At 52.8% G+C, this 19562-nt stretch carries 18 protein-coding genes and 1 other RNA gene; 11 read left to right on the forward strand and 8 right to left on the reverse strand.

The window, feature by feature from the left end:
• Positions 1-599: M20/M25/M40 family metallo-hydrolase (locus R3196_RS09265; protein ID WP_318936496.1), on the reverse strand; the 599-nt coding region annotated here is incomplete at its 3' end.
• Positions 600-745: 146 nt separating this feature from the next.
• Between R3196_RS09265 and R3196_RS09270 the strand changes: the two genes are divergently transcribed.
• From R3196_RS09270 to R3196_RS09280, 3 genes are read left to right on the forward strand one after another with little or no spacing between them, the layout of a single operon-like run.
• Positions 746-1678 carry an isopenicillin N synthase family dioxygenase gene (locus tag R3196_RS09270; protein ID WP_318936497.1) on the forward strand — a complete coding sequence of 311 codons (933 nt, stop codon included), beginning with the start codon at positions 746-748 and terminating at the stop codon, positions 1676-1678.
• Positions 1675-3411 carry a bifunctional metallophosphatase/5'-nucleotidase gene (locus R3196_RS09275; RefSeq protein WP_318936498.1) on the forward strand — a complete coding sequence of 579 codons (1737 nt, stop codon included), beginning with the start codon at positions 1675-1677 and terminating at the stop codon, positions 3409-3411. The genes R3196_RS09270 and R3196_RS09275 overlap by 4 nt, the downstream gene beginning before the upstream one ends.
• Before the next feature lies 1 nt (position 3412).
• Entirely contained in the window at positions 3413-4609 is a 1197-nt protein-coding gene (locus R3196_RS09280; protein WP_318936499.1) for a multidrug effflux MFS transporter, read from the forward strand.
• Here R3196_RS09280 and R3196_RS09285 read toward each other — a convergent pair.
• Positions 4606-6180: an AbgT family transporter gene (locus tag R3196_RS09285; protein ID WP_318936500.1), complete on the reverse strand. Its 1575-nt coding sequence runs from the start codon at positions 6178-6180 to the stop codon at positions 4606-4608. The two genes, R3196_RS09280 and R3196_RS09285, sit on opposite strands and share 4 nt — an antisense overlap.
• 170 nt (positions 6181-6350) lie before the next feature.
• Here R3196_RS09285 and R3196_RS09290 point away from each other — a divergent pair, with 170 nt between their 5' ends.
• Entirely contained in the window at positions 6351-7436 is a 1086-nt protein-coding gene (locus tag R3196_RS09290) for an energy transducer TonB (protein WP_318936501.1), read from the forward strand.
• A gap of 68 nt (positions 7437-7504) precedes the next feature.
• On the opposite strand, the gene fadE is transcribed toward R3196_RS09290, so the two are convergent.
• Positions 7505-9946, reverse strand: coding sequence for an acyl-CoA dehydrogenase FadE (gene fadE, locus R3196_RS09295; RefSeq protein ID WP_318936502.1), 2442 nt, complete (start codon positions 9944-9946; stop codon positions 7505-7507).
• A gap of 164 nt (positions 9947-10110) precedes the next feature.
• Here fadE and R3196_RS09300 point away from each other — a divergent pair, with 164 nt between their 5' ends.
• Positions 10111-10845, forward strand: coding sequence for a DUF3108 domain-containing protein (locus R3196_RS09300; protein WP_318936503.1), 735 nt, complete (start codon positions 10111-10113; stop codon positions 10843-10845).
• Here the strand turns inward: R3196_RS09300 and purN are convergent.
• On the reverse strand, positions 10842-11480 hold the full coding sequence (purN, locus tag R3196_RS09305) for a phosphoribosylglycinamide formyltransferase (protein ID WP_318936504.1): 639 nt from the start codon (positions 11478-11480) through the stop codon (positions 10842-10844). The genes R3196_RS09300 and purN overlap by 4 nt on opposite strands.
• Positions 11480-12523, reverse strand: a complete 1044-nt coding sequence (gene purM / locus R3196_RS09310) for a phosphoribosylformylglycinamidine cyclo-ligase (RefSeq protein WP_318936505.1) — start codon at positions 12521-12523, stop codon at positions 11480-11482. Before purM ends, purN begins: the two co-directional genes overlap by 1 nt.
• Positions 12524-12708: 185 nt before the next feature.
• On the opposite strand from purM, the gene rimI reads away from it, so the two are divergent.
• Both rimI and ssrA read left to right on the forward strand, forming a co-directional pair.
• The gene (gene rimI, locus R3196_RS09315) at positions 12709-13869 is read left to right on the forward strand and encodes a ribosomal protein S18-alanine N-acetyltransferase (RefSeq protein ID WP_318936506.1); all 1161 of its coding nucleotides are present in this window, start codon (positions 12709-12711) and stop codon (positions 13867-13869) included.
• 6 nt (positions 13870-13875) lie between these two features.
• Positions 13876-14234: a transfer-messenger RNA gene (gene ssrA / locus R3196_RS09320) on the forward strand.
• Between the two features lie 85 nt (positions 14235-14319).
• On the opposite strand, the gene R3196_RS09325 is transcribed toward ssrA, so the two are convergent.
• A complete protein-coding gene (locus R3196_RS09325; RefSeq protein WP_318936507.1) occupies positions 14320-14823 on the reverse strand; it encodes a GNAT family N-acetyltransferase in 504 nt (167 codons plus the stop codon).
• A 114-nt stretch (positions 14824-14937) separates the two neighbouring features.
• Here R3196_RS09325 and R3196_RS09330 point away from each other — a divergent pair, with 114 nt between their 5' ends.
• Entirely contained in the window at positions 14938-15957 is a 1020-nt protein-coding gene (locus R3196_RS09330) for an NAD(P)-dependent alcohol dehydrogenase (RefSeq protein WP_318936508.1), read from the forward strand.
• Between the two features lie 34 nt (positions 15958-15991).
• On the opposite strand, the gene R3196_RS09335 is transcribed toward R3196_RS09330, so the two are convergent.
• Together R3196_RS09335 and R3196_RS09340 are read right to left on the reverse strand one after the other, a co-directional pair.
• A complete protein-coding gene (locus R3196_RS09335) occupies positions 15992-16441 on the reverse strand; it encodes a nuclear transport factor 2 family protein (RefSeq protein ID WP_318936509.1) in 450 nt (149 codons plus the stop codon).
• A gap of 149 nt (positions 16442-16590) precedes the next feature.
• Positions 16591-16815: a hypothetical protein gene (locus tag R3196_RS09340; protein WP_318936510.1), complete on the reverse strand. Its 225-nt coding sequence runs from the start codon at positions 16813-16815 to the stop codon at positions 16591-16593.
• A gap of 469 nt (positions 16816-17284) precedes the next feature.
• Here R3196_RS09340 and R3196_RS10940 point away from each other — a divergent pair, with 469 nt between their 5' ends.
• The 3 genes from R3196_RS10940 to R3196_RS09350 form a co-directional block, all read left to right on the forward strand.
• Complete coding sequence (locus R3196_RS10940) at positions 17285-17782, forward strand: papain-like cysteine protease family protein (RefSeq protein ID WP_413242916.1); 498 nt, start codon at positions 17285-17287, stop codon at positions 17780-17782.
• A 313-nt stretch (positions 17783-18095) separates the two neighbouring features.
• A complete protein-coding gene (locus tag R3196_RS09345) occupies positions 18096-18491 on the forward strand; it encodes a serine hydrolase (protein WP_318936511.1) in 396 nt (131 codons plus the stop codon).
• A 38-nt stretch (positions 18492-18529) separates the two neighbouring features.
• Positions 18530-19562 (forward strand): IS3 family transposase gene (locus tag R3196_RS09350; RefSeq protein ID WP_318936512.1). Its coding sequence is split into 2 segments (ribosomal slippage), with 1034 coding nucleotides annotated over them: positions 18530-18791 and positions 18791-19562; the frame shifts between segments, so codons are not numbered across the junction. This gene is flagged as partial in the annotation.

Raw genomic sequence — 19562 nt, forward strand, 5'->3', positions numbered from 1 at the left:
GAGCTATGGCCGCTTTTACCCGTTACCCGGATGGCTTCGCTCAGATGGCCCTTATGCATAATGACCGGCGTCATCGAAGTCGGCTCGCCAATGATGGCGTAGTCGGGCTTCAGGTTTTCAAAACGCCCCAACTCGCGGGCTCCGGCCATGCTGGTTTCTTCATCGGCGGTGGCCAGTACATATATCGGCTTTTTCAGCTTGGTTAAATCCATGTCCCGCAAGGTTTCGAGCACAAAAGCAAAGAAGCCTTTCATATCTACTGTGCCCAGGCCGTAGAGCTTGTCGTCGTCTTCATGTAGCTGAAAAGGGTCACGGGTCCAGCGACCCTCATCCCATGGCACGGTATCGGTATGCCCCGAGAGCAACAGACCGCCGCTATTAGAGCCTGCCGGGGTATAGCGGGCCAGCATATTGAACTTACCGCGCTGCCGGTCGAGTTCCTGAATAGCCACCTGAAAGCCCAGGGTTTGCAGCCAGTTGCCAATTTTTTCTACCACCGGGCGGTTACTGGTATCCCAGGGTACATCGCCGATGCCGGAAATGGATGGAATCGCGATGAGTTCGCGGTACATTTGCCGGAACTTAGGAAGTTGTGACATAAAACGGCTCTCCAGACTGCGGGGCTAGAATCGGCCTTTAGCATAGCTGATTTTAATTGAAGGTATAAGCTAGTTTTTGGTTGTGATTAAGACCGTAAATTCATAGCATATACCCCTGTTCTTTCAGATTCCCGGACAACGACCTTATGAAATCAATTCCGCATATTGATATGATCCTGTATGGCAAAAATTTTGATGACTTTGCCCAGCACGTGGGCGCTGGCTACGAAGCCAACGGCTTTGTCGCGTTAACCAATCATGGTGTGGATCAGCAGTTGATCGAAGACGCGCTGGATATCAGCCGCGATCTGTTCGATCTGCCCGCTGATGTGAAAAACAAATACCATATTCCGGGCGGCGGCGGTGCACGTGGCTATACGCCTTTTGGTACCGAAATCGCCAAAGACGCCAAGCATGTGGATCTGAAAGAATTCTGGCACGTTGGCCGCGAAATCGAAGGCGAGCCGCCGTTTCCTGAACTCACACCCAATGTGTGGCCGGAAGAGCTGCCGGCGTTTAAGACCAAAATCCTGAAATTATATGAAGCCCTGGATGCACTGGGCCTGCAGGTGCTGGAAGCGCTGGCGGTGTATCTGAAGCAGCCACGGGACTTCTTTAACGACAAAGTAAACCTGGGTAACTCGATTCTGCGTCCGTTGCATTATCCGCCCATCGTGGATGAAGGCACACCATCAGTGCGTGCCGGTGCCCACGAGGACATTAACGTACTGACCCTGCTGGTAGGCTCACGCGAGCCGGGCCTGGAAGTGCTGGCGCGCGATGGCAGCTGGATTCCGGTGACTATTATCGAAGGCGCTATTATCTGTAACGTCGGCGACATGCTACAACGCATGACCAACCGCGTACTGCCGTCGACCACGCATCGGGTAGTGAACCCGCCTGAGCCATACAGCCGTCGTTCACGTTATTCGATTCCGTTTTTCCTGCATTTCAATCCGGACGTGATGATTACCCCGCTGAAGAGCTGCATCACTGAGGAAAATCCGCAACACTTTGCGCCTATCAGTTCCCACGACTACCTGATGGAACGTCTGCGCGAAATCGGACTGGTGAAATGAGCTTGCGGCTGATTCCGCTGCTGGCGGCGAGCTTACTTATCGCCGCCTGTGCCCAGCACAATGCGCCATCCGAAGCAGACGGTGCCTTTCAGCTGGCAATCGGCCACATCAACGACCACCACTCGAACCTGGAGCCGGCTAAGCGCACTTCAGTAACGGTTGACGGCGAGACGCACCGGATCGAAACCGGTGGCTTTCCGCGGGTAGTCACCCAGATTGAAGCCATTCGTAAGCGCCATCCGAACATGCTGGCACTGCACGCCGGTGATGCCATCAGCGGCACCTTGTTTTATACCGTATTTGAAGGGGTGGCGGACGCGGCCCTGATGAACCAGGCCTGCTTTGATGCCATGGCATTGGGCAATCATGAATTTGATAACGGTGACGCGGGCTTAAAGACTTTCCTCAACGCGCTGGCGATGAGCGAGTGCTCAACCGCGGTGCTTGGTGCCAACGTGATGCCGAAAGTCGGAGTGTCGCCACTAACGCCGAAAACCCGCTGGGACAGCTTCAAGCCGTACGCGGTTTATCAGTTCGGCGACGAGAAAGTTGGCATCATCGGCCTGGATATCGCGGTGAAGACCAAACAGTCCTCGATGCCAGACGCCACCACTGAATTCGCTGACGAATATACTACCGCCGATTACTACGTCGATGAGCTGCGCCAACTGGGCATTGAGAAGATTGGCCTGCTGACGCACATCCAGTTCAGTAATGATCTGCAACTGGCGCAGAAGCTGCCGGCGGTGGATTTTATTATCGGCGGTGATTCGCACACCTGGCTGGGTGATTATGCCGCCTACGGCCTGGATCAGGATGGCCCGTACCCGGCGCAAACCATGAATCTTGATGGCGAGCCGGTCTGTATTGCCCATGCCGGCGAATACACGCAAATAGTGGGTGAGCTGGTGATCGACTTTACCGGCGATCGGGTCAGTCACTGTGGCGGCCAGCCCCATCTGCTGGTTAGTGAAAACGCACCAGAGGTAATCAAAGCGCTCCCGCATTTCACTGCGGTTGCCGAAGATGAAGCCAGTGTGATGCTGTTGGCCGAGTTTCAGCAGCAACTTGAAGAAATGACGACCAAACCCATCGCGCAGGTGGAGCAACGCATGTGCATGAAACGGTGGGGGATGGCGACCACGCCTGACTGCGGCGTGGGCCGGCAGTCTGATGCCCACCGCCTGGTCGCTGAGGCCTTTCTGTTCAGCGCGCCAGAAGCTGATTTCGCGTTGCAAAACGGCGGTGGCGTGCGGAACGAAATCGCTGCTGGCCCGCTGACAATTGCCAATGTGTACCAGCTGCTGCCATTTGCTAATACCCTGGTGACGGTTGAAATTACCGGCGCTGAGCTGCGGATACTGCTCGAGCAGGCGCTGGATTATGCACTGTCAGAAGGTGGCTCAGATGGTGCTTATCCGCATGGGGCCGGGATCCGCTTTGATGTGGATATGTCCGCCGCCAGCGGTCAGCGGATCGGCAACCTTGAAGTCAAACAAGACGGCCAGTGGCAGAGCCCGCGCGACAGCCAGAGCTACACCATGGTCACCAATAGCTTCCTGGCGCTGGGCAGTGATGGCTGGAAGCTACTGGCAGAAATCAATGCAGACGGCCGGGTAACCGATACTTTTGTAAACTACGCGCAGTCGTTTGTCGACTGGGCCCGCGCGCAGCAACGCATAACCCGACCTGAGTCGCACAGTACCCAGCTGTACATTCCACCGGCCGGATAGGATGACCACGCGGCCAGTCTCTGATCAAGCTCGTTTCGATTTAACCGTAGTGGTGCTGGCGCTGCTCACAGCGTTCGGCCCGCTGTCGATTGACATGTACCTGCCGGCCTTTGGCGATATTGCGGCTAGCTACAATACCGAATCCAACCGCATTGAATTGTCACTAACCTCGTTCTTTCTCGGTTTGTTTATTGGTCAGCTGCTGTACGGCACCGTATCGGACCGGTACGGGCGCAAGCCGCCGCTCTATTTTGGCCTGACCCTCTATATTATTACCTCGCTGGCCTGTGCCTTCGCGCCCAACCTGGAGAGCCTGATTGTGCTGCGCTTCTTTCAGGCCATTGGCTCGTGCGCCGGGCTGGTGATTGCCCGGGCCATGGTGCGTGATTTGTATACCCCGCAAGCCTCGGCGCAGGTGTTCTCTTTTCTGATCCTGGTAATGGGCATCGCACCCATACTGGCGCCGCTGGCCGGCGCTTACGTTACCTCCGCCTTTGGCTGGCAGTCGATTTTTATTATTATCGCAGCGCTGGGGCTGGCCTGTATGGTGATCGTGCATATCCGGCTACCGGAGAGCCGCTTGCCCGATAAAAGTGTACGCATTAGTGGCAGCCTGCCGATTTACTGGAAAGTACTTAAAGATCCGTCGTTTCTGCGCTATTCCCTGGCGGGTGGCGTGGCCCAGTCGGGCCTGTTTACCTATATAGTCGCATCGCCGCTGGTATTTATTGAATATTTTGGCCTGTCACCAACGCTTTACAGCTGGCTGTTCGGTGCCAATGCCGTGGGTATTATCGGCATGGCGCAGCTGAACGGCTGGCTGCTCAAACGCCGGGATCCGCGTAAAATTCTGAATAAATCACTGCCGCTACTGGGGTTGGTAAGCCTGGTGTTAATGGCCAGTGGCTATTTCAGCTGGGGCTTCTGGGGGGTAGTGGTACCGGTATTTTTCTATATCAGCACCCTGGGTATGGTGTTCCCGAATGCTATGGCCTGTGCGCTGGCTGAACAGCAATCCCGGGCGGGTTCAGCATCGGCGGTAACGGGGAGTTTGCAGTTTCTGATCGCCGGCTTAGTGTCGGCGCTGGTGAATGCCCTGGGGCATTATGATCCCCTGGCTATGGTGTTCGTAACAGGCGGTTGCGGCATCAGTTCACTGATTATCTACCGCCTGCTACGAAAGCCAGTCAATCCTTAAGGGTTCGGATTGGGATAGTAGGTTGGGGTGTTAATACCAACCGGCATATCCAGTGCGAATACCCAGACGAAGAACAGGATACTCCAGCCAATCAGGAACATGATGCTGTACGGCAACATGGTCGCGATTAACGTCCCGATACCGATATCCTTCTTATAGCGTGCGGCCACCGCCAGTATTAAGCCGAAATAACTCATCATCGGCGTAATGATATTGGTTACCGAGTCGCCAATACGGTAGGCAGCCTGAATCACTTCAGGCGCGTAGCCAATCAGCATCAGCATAGGTACGAAGATAGGTGCGGTAATCGCCCACTGCGCCGAGGCCGAGCCCAGCATCAGGTTGACGAAGGCACACATCATAATAAACAGCAGGAATACCGCCGGGCCAGTCAGGCCCACTTCCTGCAGGAAGGTCGCGCCTTTCACCGCAAAGATGCTGCCGAAGTTGGTCCAGCCAAAGAAGGCAACAAACTGGGCCGCAAAGAATACCAGCACGATGTACATGCCCATGGTACTCATGCTGTCCGACATCGCATCAATGACATCCCGATCGCTGCGCATGACCTTGGTGATGCGGCCGTACACATAGCCCGGAATGGCAAAGGTAATAAAGATAAAGGCGACAATACCTTTCAGGAAAGGAGAACCTGCCACATCGCCGGTTTCCGGATCACGCAGCACACCCCACTCAGGCACAATGGTCAGCGCCAGGATAATACCCAGAATCAGAAAGCTGAGGCCGGCACCGATAAGGCCTTTCTTCTCAACCTTCGTCAGTTTTTCAATTTTCTGATCAGAGAGGTTGATGCTGGCCTCTTTCGGATCGTATTTACCCAGCTTGGGCTCAACGATTTTCTCGGTTACAAAGGTACCCATGGCGGCGATCAGGAAAGTCGAGATCATCATGAAGTACCAGTTAGCCTCAGGGCCTACGTAGTATTGAGGGTCAATCAGGTTGGCGGCTTTGGTGGTGATACCAGCTAACAGCGGATCAACAGTACCAATAAGCAGGTTGGCGCTGTAACCGGCCGATACACCCGAGAATGCCGCTGCCAGACCCGCCAGCGGATGGCGGCCAAGCGAGTGGAAGATCATCGCCGATAAGGGAACCAGCACCACATAGCCAAGCTCGGCTGCGGTATTGGAGATAACGCCGGCAAATACCACGGCAATGGTGACCATGCGGGGATGGGCGTTCATGACCAGGCCGCGCATCAGTGCCGATAACAGGCCCGAGCGCTCAGCAATACCCACACCTAATAGGGCAACCAGTACGGTGCCTAAAGGGGTAAAGCCGGTGAAGTTGGTCACCAGGCCGGTCACGATACGTTGCAGGCCTTCAGCGTTGAGCAGGCTGACTACCTCGATAACGCCGCCGCCGGGGCGAGGATCCTGTGCGCTTAAGCCAAAATAGCCCGCAATACCACTGCCAACAACAACAGCGATAGCAAACAGTGCGAATAACGTAATGGGGTGGGGGAGTAGATTACCCAGCCATTCAACGGTGTCCAGAAAACGTGTAAAAGCTCCGCGTTTACCGGTATCAGCGGATGGTTGTGGTTGCTTCATGCAGCTCCGGCTCCTGAGTTATAGTGAGTTATAGTTTTAAACAAAGACCGGATTGTACACCAAAAAAAAGGCCGCAGCGATGCAAGGGTTAAGGTTGAAATTTGTTTGAGTGAAAACCAGCATAATGGTAACTTCGCTACATTACCGCAACATTATTTAAGGATGACGAAATGGCGAAATTATCTAAGGCTGCGCTGGCAGTAGCCTTATTGCTGACGATAGACCCGGCAGTAGCTGACGAGCAGGGCGCCGCGGGTTTTGAACAGCACTATAGCGCCTATCAAGAGGCATTGGACGCACAGCTGCCCAATTCAAAAATCGCGCCGCTGGCTAAACAGGCGTATTTGTCCGGCGCAAAATATTTTGGCCCGGATGACATCAATACCGCCAAGCTGAAGATTAATTACCTCGCTGTGATACATACAGATGATTTACGCTCTGAGCCGTCGCAAAAATTAGCAGAGGAAGTTCTCGCCGTATATCGCAAGGAGTATGGTCAGAGTGCTCCGGAAGTGGTCGACGTACTGTTGATCGCTCTTGGCACGCATAACCTAGAGGCGACCAAAGCTTATTATGATGATCTGGTCAGAATTGCTGATGCCAATATGCAACAGCAGCCCGAGTACATGTTCCGCGCTAAAGTTGAGGCGGCGTCGCATCTGCTGAGTATAGGTAGCCCCGTCAGCCGTGACTTAGTGGAGCTTGCTGAAACCGCGGAGCAACGTTTTGGTCCTGAGCACGAACTGACCCTGCTGGCGAACTTTCATGCCGGGCGGTACCTGGAAGCTAAGAACGATGCTGATGAGGCCATAGAGCGATTTAAAAAAGTTGCTGCTGCAGATGAGGGTGTATTGCCACCTGGTCTGGTGACTGCCAAGTACTTGAGCCACGCCCGCTTAGTTCATTTTCTTGAAAAAGAAGGTAAGAGTGACGAAGCCACCGAACATTGTCTGGCCATTTCTAAAATGGGTTTCGGTATTCAGGATGAACGGGACCCTAAGCCGCTGTACCGGGTAAATCCGAGGTATCCCGTACTTCTTGTCTCTCGCGGCCTGGAGGGGGACGTTTCAGCTCGCTATGACATCACTGAATCTGGCTTTGTCGAAAACGTCGAGATTACTGAATATTCGGATCGCGCTTTTGTCAAAACCAGTGAAGATGCGATAAAGCAGTGGCGCTTTGCGCCCCGGATCGTCGATGGCAAGCCGGTGACGGCGAAAGGGTACACGGTCAAATTGGTATTCGCGCTGGACTAAGTTTTCCCACAGACATAAAAAAAAGGCCGGGTTTTTACACCCGGCCTTTTTTATTAACTAACTGCAATTTAATTGCAGATATGCTCTTTGGCCCAGGCATGTGCTGCCTTGCCGGCCATCAAATCTTCGTGGGCAAAATCGTCCACATTGATGACCTTGAGGCGGCCGGCTTCAGCGCGCTCTAACAGCTCAACTTCTTCATCGTTCAGCACGCCCAACTGCTTGCCGGTTGCCGCAACTTTATCCAGGAAGATAAAGCCCAGACGCTTATTGCTGGCTTTACGAACCTTCTCGAATGCCGGCTCAGCAGCGATGATATCCTTCAGAGCCTGCTCCAGGTAGCCAAACTGGCCCTCAGTTGACATGAACTGGCCTTCGCCCAGACGCTCGCGGCTTGGGTTAGGCTGCAGCAATATCCGCGCAACTTTGCGGTCAGTTTTATCAGACGGACGCTTAACGATGCGACCAAACGGATACATAACGACGCGCATAGTTTTGCCGATACCACCGAAGTTATCCAACAGGGCTAACTGGCTTTCCTGCAGCTTGTACAGAGTATCCTGCATTGCCCAGTGCATCAGTGGCAGGTCGTCTTTCAGACGGCCCTGGTCATCAAAGCGCTTCAGTACCGCAGAGGCCAGGTACAGGTAGCTCAGCATATCGCCCAGCCGCGCAGAAATACGCTGCTTACGCTTGAGTGAGCCACCCAGCACGCCCATGGCAACGTCTGACAATAATGCCAGATTGGCGCTGAAACGGTTCATCTGCTGGTAGTAAATTTGGGTGCTGTCAGAGTATGGCGCTGAACTGAAGCGATAGCCGCCCAGGCCTAACGCCAGTGAGCGCACAAAGTTGCTCATAGCAAAGCCGATATGGCCGAAAATGGCTTTATCGAAACGCTTCAGGCCTTCAGCGTTATGCTCAGCCGAGGCCAGCATCTCTTCCAGTACATAAGGATGGCAGCGAATCGCGCCCTGACCGTAAATCATCAGGCTGCGGGTAAGAATGTTCGCGCCTTCAACAGTAATAGCTACGGGTACGCCCTGATAGCCACGGCCCAGATAGTTGCTTGGGCCCAGGCAGATGCCTTTACCGCCGTGAATATCCATGGCGTCATCCATGCACTCACGCAATTTTTCAGTCATGTGATACTTGGCAATAGCCGAGATCACGGATGGCTTCTCGCCCAGATCGATGCCTTTGGTGGACAGGGTAGTGACCGCGTCCATCAGGTAGGCGTTACCACCTAAGCGGGCCAGGGCTTCTTCGACGCCTTCCATTTTACCCACGGGTAAATTGAACTGACGGCGGATATAAGCATAAGCGCCCGTTGCCAGCGCGATAGACTTCACGCCACCGGCACTGTTAGAAGGCAGGGTAATGGCACGACCAACTGACAGACATTCAACCAGCATACGCCAGCCTTTACCTGCCATTTTCTGGCCACCGATGATGTAATCCAGCGGCACAAATACATCCTGGCCACGCACCGGGCCATTCTGGAACGGCACGTTCAGCGGGAAGTGACGACGGCCAATTTCCACGCCTTTGGTGTCGCGCGGGATCAGCGCAGCGGTAATGCCGAGTTCTTCTTTATCGCCGATCAGTTTTTCCGGATCCGAAAGTTTAAACGCCAGGCCGACTACGGTCGCTACCGGTGCCAGGGTGATATAACGCTTGTTGAAGTTCAGGCGAATACCGACAATTTCTTTGCCTTCCCACTCGCCTTTACAAATCACGCCGGTATCCGGGATTGAACCCGCATCAGAACCCGCTTCCGGGCTGGTCAGCGCGAAGCAGGGGATTTCTTTACCTTCAGCGAGGCGTGGCAGGTAATGGTTTTTCTGCTCTTCAGTACCATAATGTTGCAACAGCTCGCCCGGGCCTAGTGAGTTAGGTACGCCGACGGTACTGGCCAGGATGGTGCTGACACCGGATAGTTTCTGCAGCACCCGTGACTGGGCATAGGCAGAGAACTCAAGACCACCGTACTGCTTCTTGATGATCATGGCGAAAAACTTATGTTCTTTCAGATAGGTCCAGACTTCGTCCGGCATGTCAGCCAGTTCATGGGTCGCTTCCCAGTCGTTGAACATTTTGCAGACTTCTTCGACCGGGCCGTTAATGAATGCCTGTTCTTCTTCAGTCAATTCAGCCTTCTGGATGCTGTGCAGGTTTTTCCACTTTGGCGCGCCACGGAACAGTTCGCCTTCCCACCAGACGGTACCGGCATCGATGGCATCTTTTTCGGTGGTGGACATTTCCGGCATGATTTTGCGATACATGCCCAGCAGTGATTTAGAAATCACGCCACGACGGAATACCGTCAGGTTCAGCGGCACCAGTACCAGTGCGAGCAGTACCCACAGTACCGGACCCACAACATTAAGCAGGCTGCCAATAGCAAACATGGCGACCAGACCAAGGCTGGTAACCAGCAGCGAACTGCGATAATAAAGTAACCCGCTGAATACGAGTAAGGTGGCTATAATCCAAAGCGCGACTATCATTATTTAAACTCCGGCTAAAACTTGAGGTCAGACCAGTTTCTGATACCCCTAATCTAGCGCTTTTGCGGCTCGTTTTCAAGCAAAATTTGAACGCGCGTTTGAAAATGGAACCGGCCGCGGAATGTGTGGTCAGAACTGTGTAATCAACGATAAAAGGAATCATCATGCTGAAATTCTTTACCGCTGCCACATTGCTGACGACGCTATTTTTTGCGCCTCCCGCGGTGAGTGCGGAGCTTACCCCTTATGAAACCCACTACAAGGTTTACCGGGGCGGTTCCGAATACGGTGAAGCGGTGCGCGAGTTAAAGCAAAATGAGGCCGGACGCTTTGAGCTATTTACCGAAACCGAAATATCCCTGCTGTTTTTATCGGATCGCCGGCGCTATTGGAGCATCTTCGCATTTGAGGATGGCCAGGTGCAGACGAAGTTTTTTGAATATCGCCGCACCGGAACCGGCAAAAGCAGAGGCTTTTCAGCCGTATTCAAGCCAGACGAAAAGCAGGTGGTTAACGCGGAGACCGGCGAGCCCGTGACTATCCCCTGGGGCGATGATTTGATTGATGAAGCCAGCATGCTGGAGCAACTGCGCTATGACCTGCAAACCTCGGACGCGAGCGAGTTTAATTACCGGGTTATCGAAGGAGATGCTGAGGAAGATCACTTAAAGTACGCCCGCCAGCAGCCAGAAACACTAAAACTCCCTTATGGCGAAGTGGAGGCGATTAAGGTAGTCCGGGTGCGCGAGAATTCGAGCCGCGAAACCGATTACTGGTTTGCGCCGCAGCTTAATTATGTGCTGGTAAAAATGCAGCAGCGCGAAGACGGTGATGAGGTCGCCACACTGCTGCTAAGCTCGGCAGAAATAGGCTCAGTAGAAACAGAAGCCGCCAATTAATCGGCGGCGTAACCAGCCGGACCTAATAACTCACCATCCAGCTCAACACCCTGGTCGGTCAGTTTTAAGCGGCCGGCACAGAACCAGCTAACCACCAGCGGATAAATTCCGTGCTCCTGGGTCTGCACGCGCTGTTGCAGATCCTGGGCGGTATCGCCCTCAAACACCGGTACCCGCGCCTGCAGAATCACCGGGCCGGCATCGAGTTCTTCAGTGACAAAATGCACACTCACACCATGTTCGGTATCACCCGCGTCCAGTGCCCGCTGATGGGTATTGATGCCGGTATACTTGGGCAGCAGTGAGGGGTGAATATTCAGCATGCTACCATGATAATGGGCCGCGAAATCGGCCGTCAGTATGCGCATAAAGCCAGCCAGCACCACCAGGTCAGGGCGGTAATTATCAATCAGCTTCTGTAATTCGGCGTCATAGGCCTCGCGGGTAGGGTAATCCTTATGCGAGAGCACTTCCGTGGCAATGCCGGCTTCGGCGGCGATATCCAGGCCGCGAACACCGGCTTTGTTGCTGATAACGGCAACCACATGGCCATCAATGCGACCAGCTTCGCAGGCCTCTACGATGGCCTGCATGTTACTACCCGAGCCGCTGATCAGAACAACAATACGAGCCATCAGTGAATTTCTACCTGAGCTTCGTCGCCCTTGCGTTCAGCCACTTCACCGATAACCCAGGCATCTTCGCCCTGTGCACGCAGCAATTCGACCGCTTTCTCAGCCTGGTCGCCGGATACCGCGATAATCAGGCCCACGCCGCAGTTAAAGGTGCGGTACATCTCGCGGGTGGTCACGTTGCCCTGTTGCTGCAGCCAGTTGAAGATAACCGGCCATTCCCAGCTGCTGTCATCGATAACGGCTTTGGCATTGTCAGGCAGTACGCGCGGAATATTCTCCCAGAAGCCGCCACCGGTAATGTGCGAGATGGCGTGCGCATCAACCTGCTCCAGCATCGCCAGTACAGATTTCACGTAAATGCGGGTAGGGGTGAGCAGACGTTCAGCCAGCGGTTTGCCGTCGAGTTGTTCGTTGGCGACATCAGCACCGCTGACTTCAATGATCTTGCGGATCAACGAGTAGCCGTTGGAGTGCGGGCCGCTTGAGGCCAGCGCCACCAGCTTATCGCCGGCCGCTACTTTGGTGCCGTCAATAATGCGTTCTTTCTCGACCACGCCAACACAGAAACCAGCGATATCGTAATCACCCTGTTCGTACATGCCCGGCATTTCAGCAGTTTCGCCGCCAATCAACGCGCAACCAGCCTGCACACAGCCTTCGCCGATACCGGTAACCACATCAGCGGCTACGTCTACGTCCAGCTTGCCGGTGGCGTAGTAATCGAGGAAGAACAGCGGCTCAGCGCCCTGCACAATCAGGTCGTTCACGCACATGGCAACCAGGTCGATACCTACGGTGTCGTGTTTTTTCAGGTCAATCGCCAGGCGCAGCTTGGTGCCGACGCCATCGGTACCGGATACCAGCACCGGATGCTTGTATTTAGTCGGGAGTTCGCACAGCGCCCCGAAACCACCGATATTGCCCATCACTTCAGGCCGCTTGGTGCGCTTGGTCACGCCCTTAATACGTTCAACTAAGGCATTACCGGCATCAATGTCTACGCCGGCATCTTTATAACTCAGAGAAGGTTTTTGGTCGCTCACGGGTGGCCCCTTTAGTGGTACGAATGGTGGTACGAAAAATTTGCGCGTAAGTTTACCACTTTAGCGGCGCCGGTGCGATACGGGATAACCGAATCTGCGATGAAAAAACTACTGCCGCGCTGCCTGACGGGTTCAGGTATAATGGGGCCATGAAATTGCACTGCATAACCTGAGAAGTAGCCTATATGTCTGAAACCAGTACCGTTTTACTGACGCGCGCCAGCCGCGAGCATCTGGATGCGCTTGAGCGCATAGAAACGGCCAGTTTTATTACCGATCGCATCAGCCGCCGCAGCTTCCGGCGTTTTATCGATCAGGATATCGGTGACTTTCAGGTATTGCTGAGCGATGGCGAAGTTGTGGGCTATTACATTGTGCTGTACCGGCAGGCAACGCAGCTGGCGCGTCTGTATTCACTGGCGGTGGCACCGGAACATCGGCGGCGGGGCTTTGGTACTAAGCTGCTGGATGCCGCTGAAAACGACGCCGACGAGCGGCACTGCCTGTTTATGCGGCTGGAAGTAAAAACCGATAACTTTGTGGCCCAAGCGATGTACCACAAGGCCGGTTACTACGATATGGAGATTCGCGCCGAGTACTATGAAGATGACAGCGACGCGCTGGTGCTGCAAAAGCTGCTGCCGAGCTTTGAGCTGCCCGAAGGCAGTAACGGCACCCAGCGGCTGGTGCCATATCGCACCCAGACCACCGACTTTACCTGTGGCCCCGCGAGCCTGCTGATGGCAATGGCCTATTTTGATATTCCCTCGAACGATGCCCATTACGAAGAACTGGAGATCTGGCGCGAAGCCACCACTATTTTTATGACGTCCGGGCATGGCGGCTGTGGCCCTCATGGTCTGGCACGGGCAGCGCTGAAGCGCGGCATGCAGGTGACCCTGCATGTAAGCGTGGATGGGCCGCTATTGCTTGATTCGGTGCGCAACAACGACAAAAAGCAGGTGATGGCGCGCATCCAGGAATATGATATCGCCTCACTGAAGGAAGCCGGTGTGCCGATTGTAGTAGGGGATTACACCGTGTCACAATTAATTGCTGATCTGAACAATGGCAAGCTGGTGGTAGCGCTTATCAGCACCTATGTGTTTGATGAGAGCAAAGCGCCGCACTGGGTACTGATCTGTGCCGCCGATGACAACTATGTGTATATCAATGATCCCGATCAGGATACCTTCCCCTGGCAGTCGGCCGCGAACCGGCAATATCTGCCGATTCCAATCGCTACATTCCGGCGTGCCTTTGGCTTCGGACGGCGTAAGCAGAAGGCGGCGCTGGTACTTGAAAAAAGTGACAACGCCCCCATAAATCAGTATAATGACGCTTAACACTTAGGGGCTGATTTGGATTCGACGGAATACACGAAACCCAAGGTGCATGCCGAGGTGAGGCAGGCCTCGTAAAAAGCCTCAACCTAATAGTTGCAAACGACGACAACTACGCTTTAGCGGCTTAATAAACCGCTCAGCCCGTCCCCCAGCGCTTTGTCTATGAGACTGGATCAGGACGGCTAACCCTAAAGTAGACTCGCGTGGATGCTTCGCTCGGAGCTGAAGCGTTAAAACCAATCGAGCTCGTCAGTGTCGAAGCCTGTCAGCCGGCGTCGCACTGATTAACTAAATGACTGACTAAGCATGTAGTACCGAGGATGTAGGTATTGCGGACGCGGGTTCAATTCCCGCCAGCTCCACCAATCCAAATAAAAAGCCGCTCCCACGAGCGGCTTTTTTTATGCCAGTAGCCCGTGGTTCCCCCACGGGCAAAGCTCTGCACGCGCCTCATCGCTCAATCAAATACCGACTAACCCGCTCATCACCAACATCAATAACCGAATCAAGCTTACCGCCACAGGATTCAATCATCGCAACGGATGCAGCGTTATTGGTATGGCAATGAATATGAATGCTCTCGATGCCAAATTTTCTCGCCTGGTCGATGCTCATCCTAAGCAGCTCATTACCTAAGCCTTTGCCGAGATAAGAAGGCCGGATTCCCAATCCGATATGGCCGCCACAGTGTTTTATTTTCTCGTTCAGATGGTGGCGGATATTGGTGCAACCGATAATCTCGTTATCCTCAACCAGCCAGTAAGTTGAGCTTGGCACAAAGCCTTCAGGAATATTCCGACCCATACGGAAATCCTCGATTCGTCCGAGCATCGCGGGAAAGTCCTGGTGGTCAAAGTCGAGCGGGAACGGATAGCGTTCTTCGCCACCCAGTTCAGTAATGTAGGTGCAATAACTTTGCTGAAATTCAGCATTAGGTAGTACGAGTTTCCGCACATCAAATCCCCTATGTAGCCCGTGGTTCAACCACGGGGGAAACGCTTCTTTGTGTCCCGCGCTTTTAACAACTACCTTTTATACATGATTCCATTGCGATTAAGGAGTATGAACATGGCAGAAAAAATCAAAGCGCTGAAACTCAGGAAACCCTTCGGGCTGGATAATATTCAGCTAACCGAAATAGATGATCCGGGCCAGCCAGGCCCCGGCAAAATCCGCGTACGAATCAAAGCCAGCTCACTGAACTATCACGACTACGGCGTCGCTAAGGGCTCCAATTCGACCGCGGACGGACGCATCCCAATGTCTGACGGCGCCGGTGTGGTCGAAGCGGTCGGTGAGGGCGTTGAAGACTTCGAAGTAGGGGACAAGGTGGTTTCCACATTCTTCCCGCAGTGGGACACCGGTCCGGCGCTCGTGGCGGACTTCAGTTCAACGCCAGGCGATGGCATCGACGGCTACGCCCGCGAAGTTGTGGTGCGTCCGACCCGATACTTTACGCATCAGCCGCGCAACTACACCCATGCCGAATCGGCAACCCTCACTACGGCCGGTCTTACCGCCTGGCGTGCGCTGGTTGTCGACGGCAATATTAAGCCCGGCAACTCGGTGCTGGTACTTGGCAGCGGCGGCGTTTCCGTATTCGCCTGCGTACTCGCCAAAAGCATCGGCGCAACGGTATTTGCCACGTCATCGTCGAATGAAAAGCTGCAGCGCTATAAAACGCTGGGCGCGGACCATGTGATTAATTACGAAGATGATCCCGAATGGGGCAAAATGGTAAGCAAACTGACCAACGGACGAGGTGTTGATCACGTGATTGAAGTCGGCGGGCCCGGCACACTTCCTCAGTCGATAGACGCTGTTGCTTTAAGCGGTCATATTGCACTGATAGGTGTGCTCACCGGCATGAAAGGCGAAGTCCCGACCGCGAAACTGATGGCCAAGCAAGCCCGGTTGCAGGGCTTGATAGTAGGTAGCCGTGCTCACCAGCAGGACCTGGTGCGCGCTATTGATGCCAGTGGCATAAAGCCCGTCGTTGATAAGTGCTTCGGCCTGGAAGAATTAGCCGATGCCTTCCGCTACGAAGAAGCCGGCAAACACTTCGGCAAAATCTGCCTTGAGTTTTAAACCCGTAGCCCGTGGTTCCACCACGGGCCAAGCCTTACTCAGCCGGCAATCCCTGAACCAGATCCCGATACATCTTCCACTGGCCGTCGACTTTCTTCCAGATAACGATGTAATTGTCTTTTCGCAGCACATCGCCTTGCGGATTGTGAATAGCCCCAACGCCGCGTTCGTACGCATGATCGCCATATACTTCAATCTCTAGTGGCGTCACAACTAATATCGCGCCAGCCGCAAGCATGCCTTCGAACATAGCGGTAATCTCGTCTGGCCCTTCATAGACGCCCCCGGTAGGCGGGAAGAGCAGCGCGTCATGCGTGTAATAGGCTTCACCGATATGGCTTACGTCGCCTTGTTTGAACGCATTATGGATCTCATCGTAGATCGTATGAATCTGTTGCTCTGCTGATTTCCCGGCCGGCATGGTGTAGACGGAACCGAATGACAATAAGAGGATAATGGCCCCGAGCCATATGGATAAACGCATAATAAACTCCGTTTTATCTTTAGCTTGAATTAACTTTCGGAGTTTAGGCTGTGGATTTGAGGTGCGCAAATTTTATACAGGTAGTGGCTTGCCCAAATGAAAACAGTAAGCCGCGAGGAGCGCGTCCTCACGGCGATATCATCAACGACTTAGCCGTTATCAAGCTTTTTCTTGGCCTTAAGAATATCCTCCAGATAGCATTCTTCCGGGCCTGGCATATTCTCTTCGGTAGCAACCTGAAGCTCCCGCGCGTCAAACTCCCACTGATCCAGGACTTTGCGCTTCTCACTAACGCTGAGATCGTTATCGTTCAGTACGTCTTCGGGCTTGTCGTACGCCGCTGACGGGTCGGTTAAAATATCTTGCAGTCTCATAACGCCTCCTGTAGCCAGTGCTGCTTCAAAAGTCGTTTTTTTAATGCGCCCTGGCTTTTATAAGTCTAGTAGACAGACTGCAATCCGTCACACTGCCGGTAACGAAATTGTTGCCGGCAATGCAGGTATTCTAAAAGAACAGCCATTAGCTAACCAATTAGGCTTAGACCTGTCTTTTAGGTGTTCATGGAATGTATATAAAATTTCACTGGCGAACAGCCAACTCGTAGCTATACTTCGCAGAAGAAGGCAAAGTTTGTTGCCTTGACCAGGTAGCCGACTAATCGGTTTCGTTGGACCCGCCACAAAAACTGAAATTACGCGGTAAATACCAGTATTTCAGTGGAAGGTCTCGGGATGGCATTTGCGTTTCAGCGATTGAATATTTATGGCAGCCTCCTTTGACGCTGTTTAATGTCTGTTGGCATAAATATTCGTGTGAGCAAATCCTTATTTCGAGGTCATAGAAATGAAAAAAATAGCCCTGGTCTTATTAACGATATTATTGCTAACCCTCTCATGGTCATCTCCTGCGATTGAAAGACAGCGAGCGGTAAATTGGTGTTGGGCTGCTTCACTGCAAAATGTAATGGCTCAAGCCGGCTTCTATCAAACACAAGAGCAGATATCTGCGCGTTTAGACGGGTGGCCCCGAGATAGACCCGCGTATACCAGCGAACTTGTCATGTTGCTGCACGCCTACGGGTTTCGCGCGTGGCAGGCCGGACGTCCAGGCTCCCCAGAAGAGCTATACGGGTCTTTAAATGGTGGATGGAAACTAATAGCATTTGTACGACCATCAGATGGTCCCATCGGACATTTTATCGTTTTACAAGGATTTGACCCGCAATCCGGAGGTATCGTCATCTCTGATCCATGGACAGGCTACACATATGTCGACTCCTTGCAGAACTTGTATCAGGGTTGGCGTTGGGGCGATTCGGTAATCGTTGGAACCCCGAATTAGAGTATTGGGTGCCTCTTAATTAGCTGCAACTAAGCATCTCTCCTCGTATGTTCATTGTTTAAGTAGTAACGAACTGCTGTTGAGATTTGCTTGTTGCGCTTTAGTCATATTAGACGTTGAGATGTAGTTTTGGTGCCTGTCTCTAGTCCGAGGGCTGCTTTGAGCGAACAGCAGACGATTCAGAGCATTTCTGTTTTGTCGGCTAGTCGCTCAAAGCTGACGAATCAAAAAATTCAGTGCTCGAGTTTAAATCAGAACTTTTTTTCAGGTTCAAACGACTTAATCTCAAAACAATGACCAGGAACCTTTCGTAATGAATCGATTTGCCTTTTTAATATTTACTTCAACTCTCTTTGTGTCTACAGCATTCTCAGTTCACTCAATGACAACGGAGCCCCAAAATAAACTCACTACTGACTGGTTAAGGTCCATTAGCTCTGAATATATAAAAGCCGAGAATGTGCCGGGTATTGCCGTTGCTGTACTCCAAAGTGGCAAGGTAGATAGCATTGTTACAGAAGGTGTCGTGAATCGCGAAACGGGTGAGCCAGTTAACGATTTAACAGTATTTCAAATAGCCTCACTTTCCAAGATATTTACAGGGCTTGTCGCTAACCGACTTATCACCGACGGTATATTGAGCGAGAAGCAAGCAGTCATCGACATTTTGGGAAAGTGTAATCCCCCCGAAAAATCGGAGCAGTTATAAGTAGAAAATTCCATTAAACTAAAACGAAGGAGTTTTCTATGCGCAAATCACGATACACAGACAGTCAGATCTTAGCGATTCTGAAACAAAACGAGAACGGTGTACCTGTTCCAGAGCTTTGCCGTGAACACGGCATGAGCTCTGCTCAATTTTATAAATGGCGAGCCAAATTTGGCGGCATGGACGCATCGATGATGAAGCGTCTTAAAGAGCTTGAGGACGAAAATAAGCGCCTCAAGAAAATGTATGCCGAAGAGCGACTCAAAGCTGAGATCCGCAAGGAAGCCCTTGAGGGAAAGCTGTAAAGCCATCTCAGCGCAAGGAGATGGCGCGAGCTGCCATTCAACGTCATGGTATCAGTGTTCGATTTGCCTGTGTTTGCATGGGCATTAGCACGAGCTGTTACCACTATCAAAGCAAACTCAGCGATGAAAACGCTGTGATTGCTGACTGGTTGCTGCGCTTAACCACGGCGCACAAGCGCTGGGGTTTTGGTTTGTGCTTTTTGCACTTGCGTAACGTGAAAGGGTTTCCATGGAACCACAAACGCGTGTATCGCATTTATCGCGAGCTAGAGCTGAACTTACGAATCAAACCCAAGCGTCGCCTGCGACGCGACAAACCGGACGCTTTAAGCGTGCCAACTGCAATGAATCAAGTCTGGTCGATGGACTTTATGTCCGACAGTTTAGCTGATGGTCGTTCGTTGCGAACATTTAACGTCATCGACGATTACAACCGCGAAGGATTAACCATTGAAGTCGATCTGTCGCTGCCAAGTGCCCGGGTTATTCGTGCCTTGGAGCAAGTTATTGAATGGCGAGGTAAACCGGCTGCTATTCGCTGCGACAATGGCCCTGAATACCTTTCGGGTGAGCTCATCAGTTGGGCTAAAAAATATCAAATTACGATGCTCTATATTCAACCAGGTAAACCAACTCAGAATGCCTATGTTGAACGATTTAATCGAACAGTACGACATGAATGGCTCGATTTACACCTGTTTGACAGCGTCGAACATGCACAAGAACTTGCCACTCAGTGGCTTTGGCTTTATAACAACGAACGGCC

The organism is Pseudidiomarina sp., from assembly GCF_033722695.1.
Taxonomy (GTDB): Bacteria; Pseudomonadota; Gammaproteobacteria; order Enterobacterales; family Alteromonadaceae; genus Pseudidiomarina.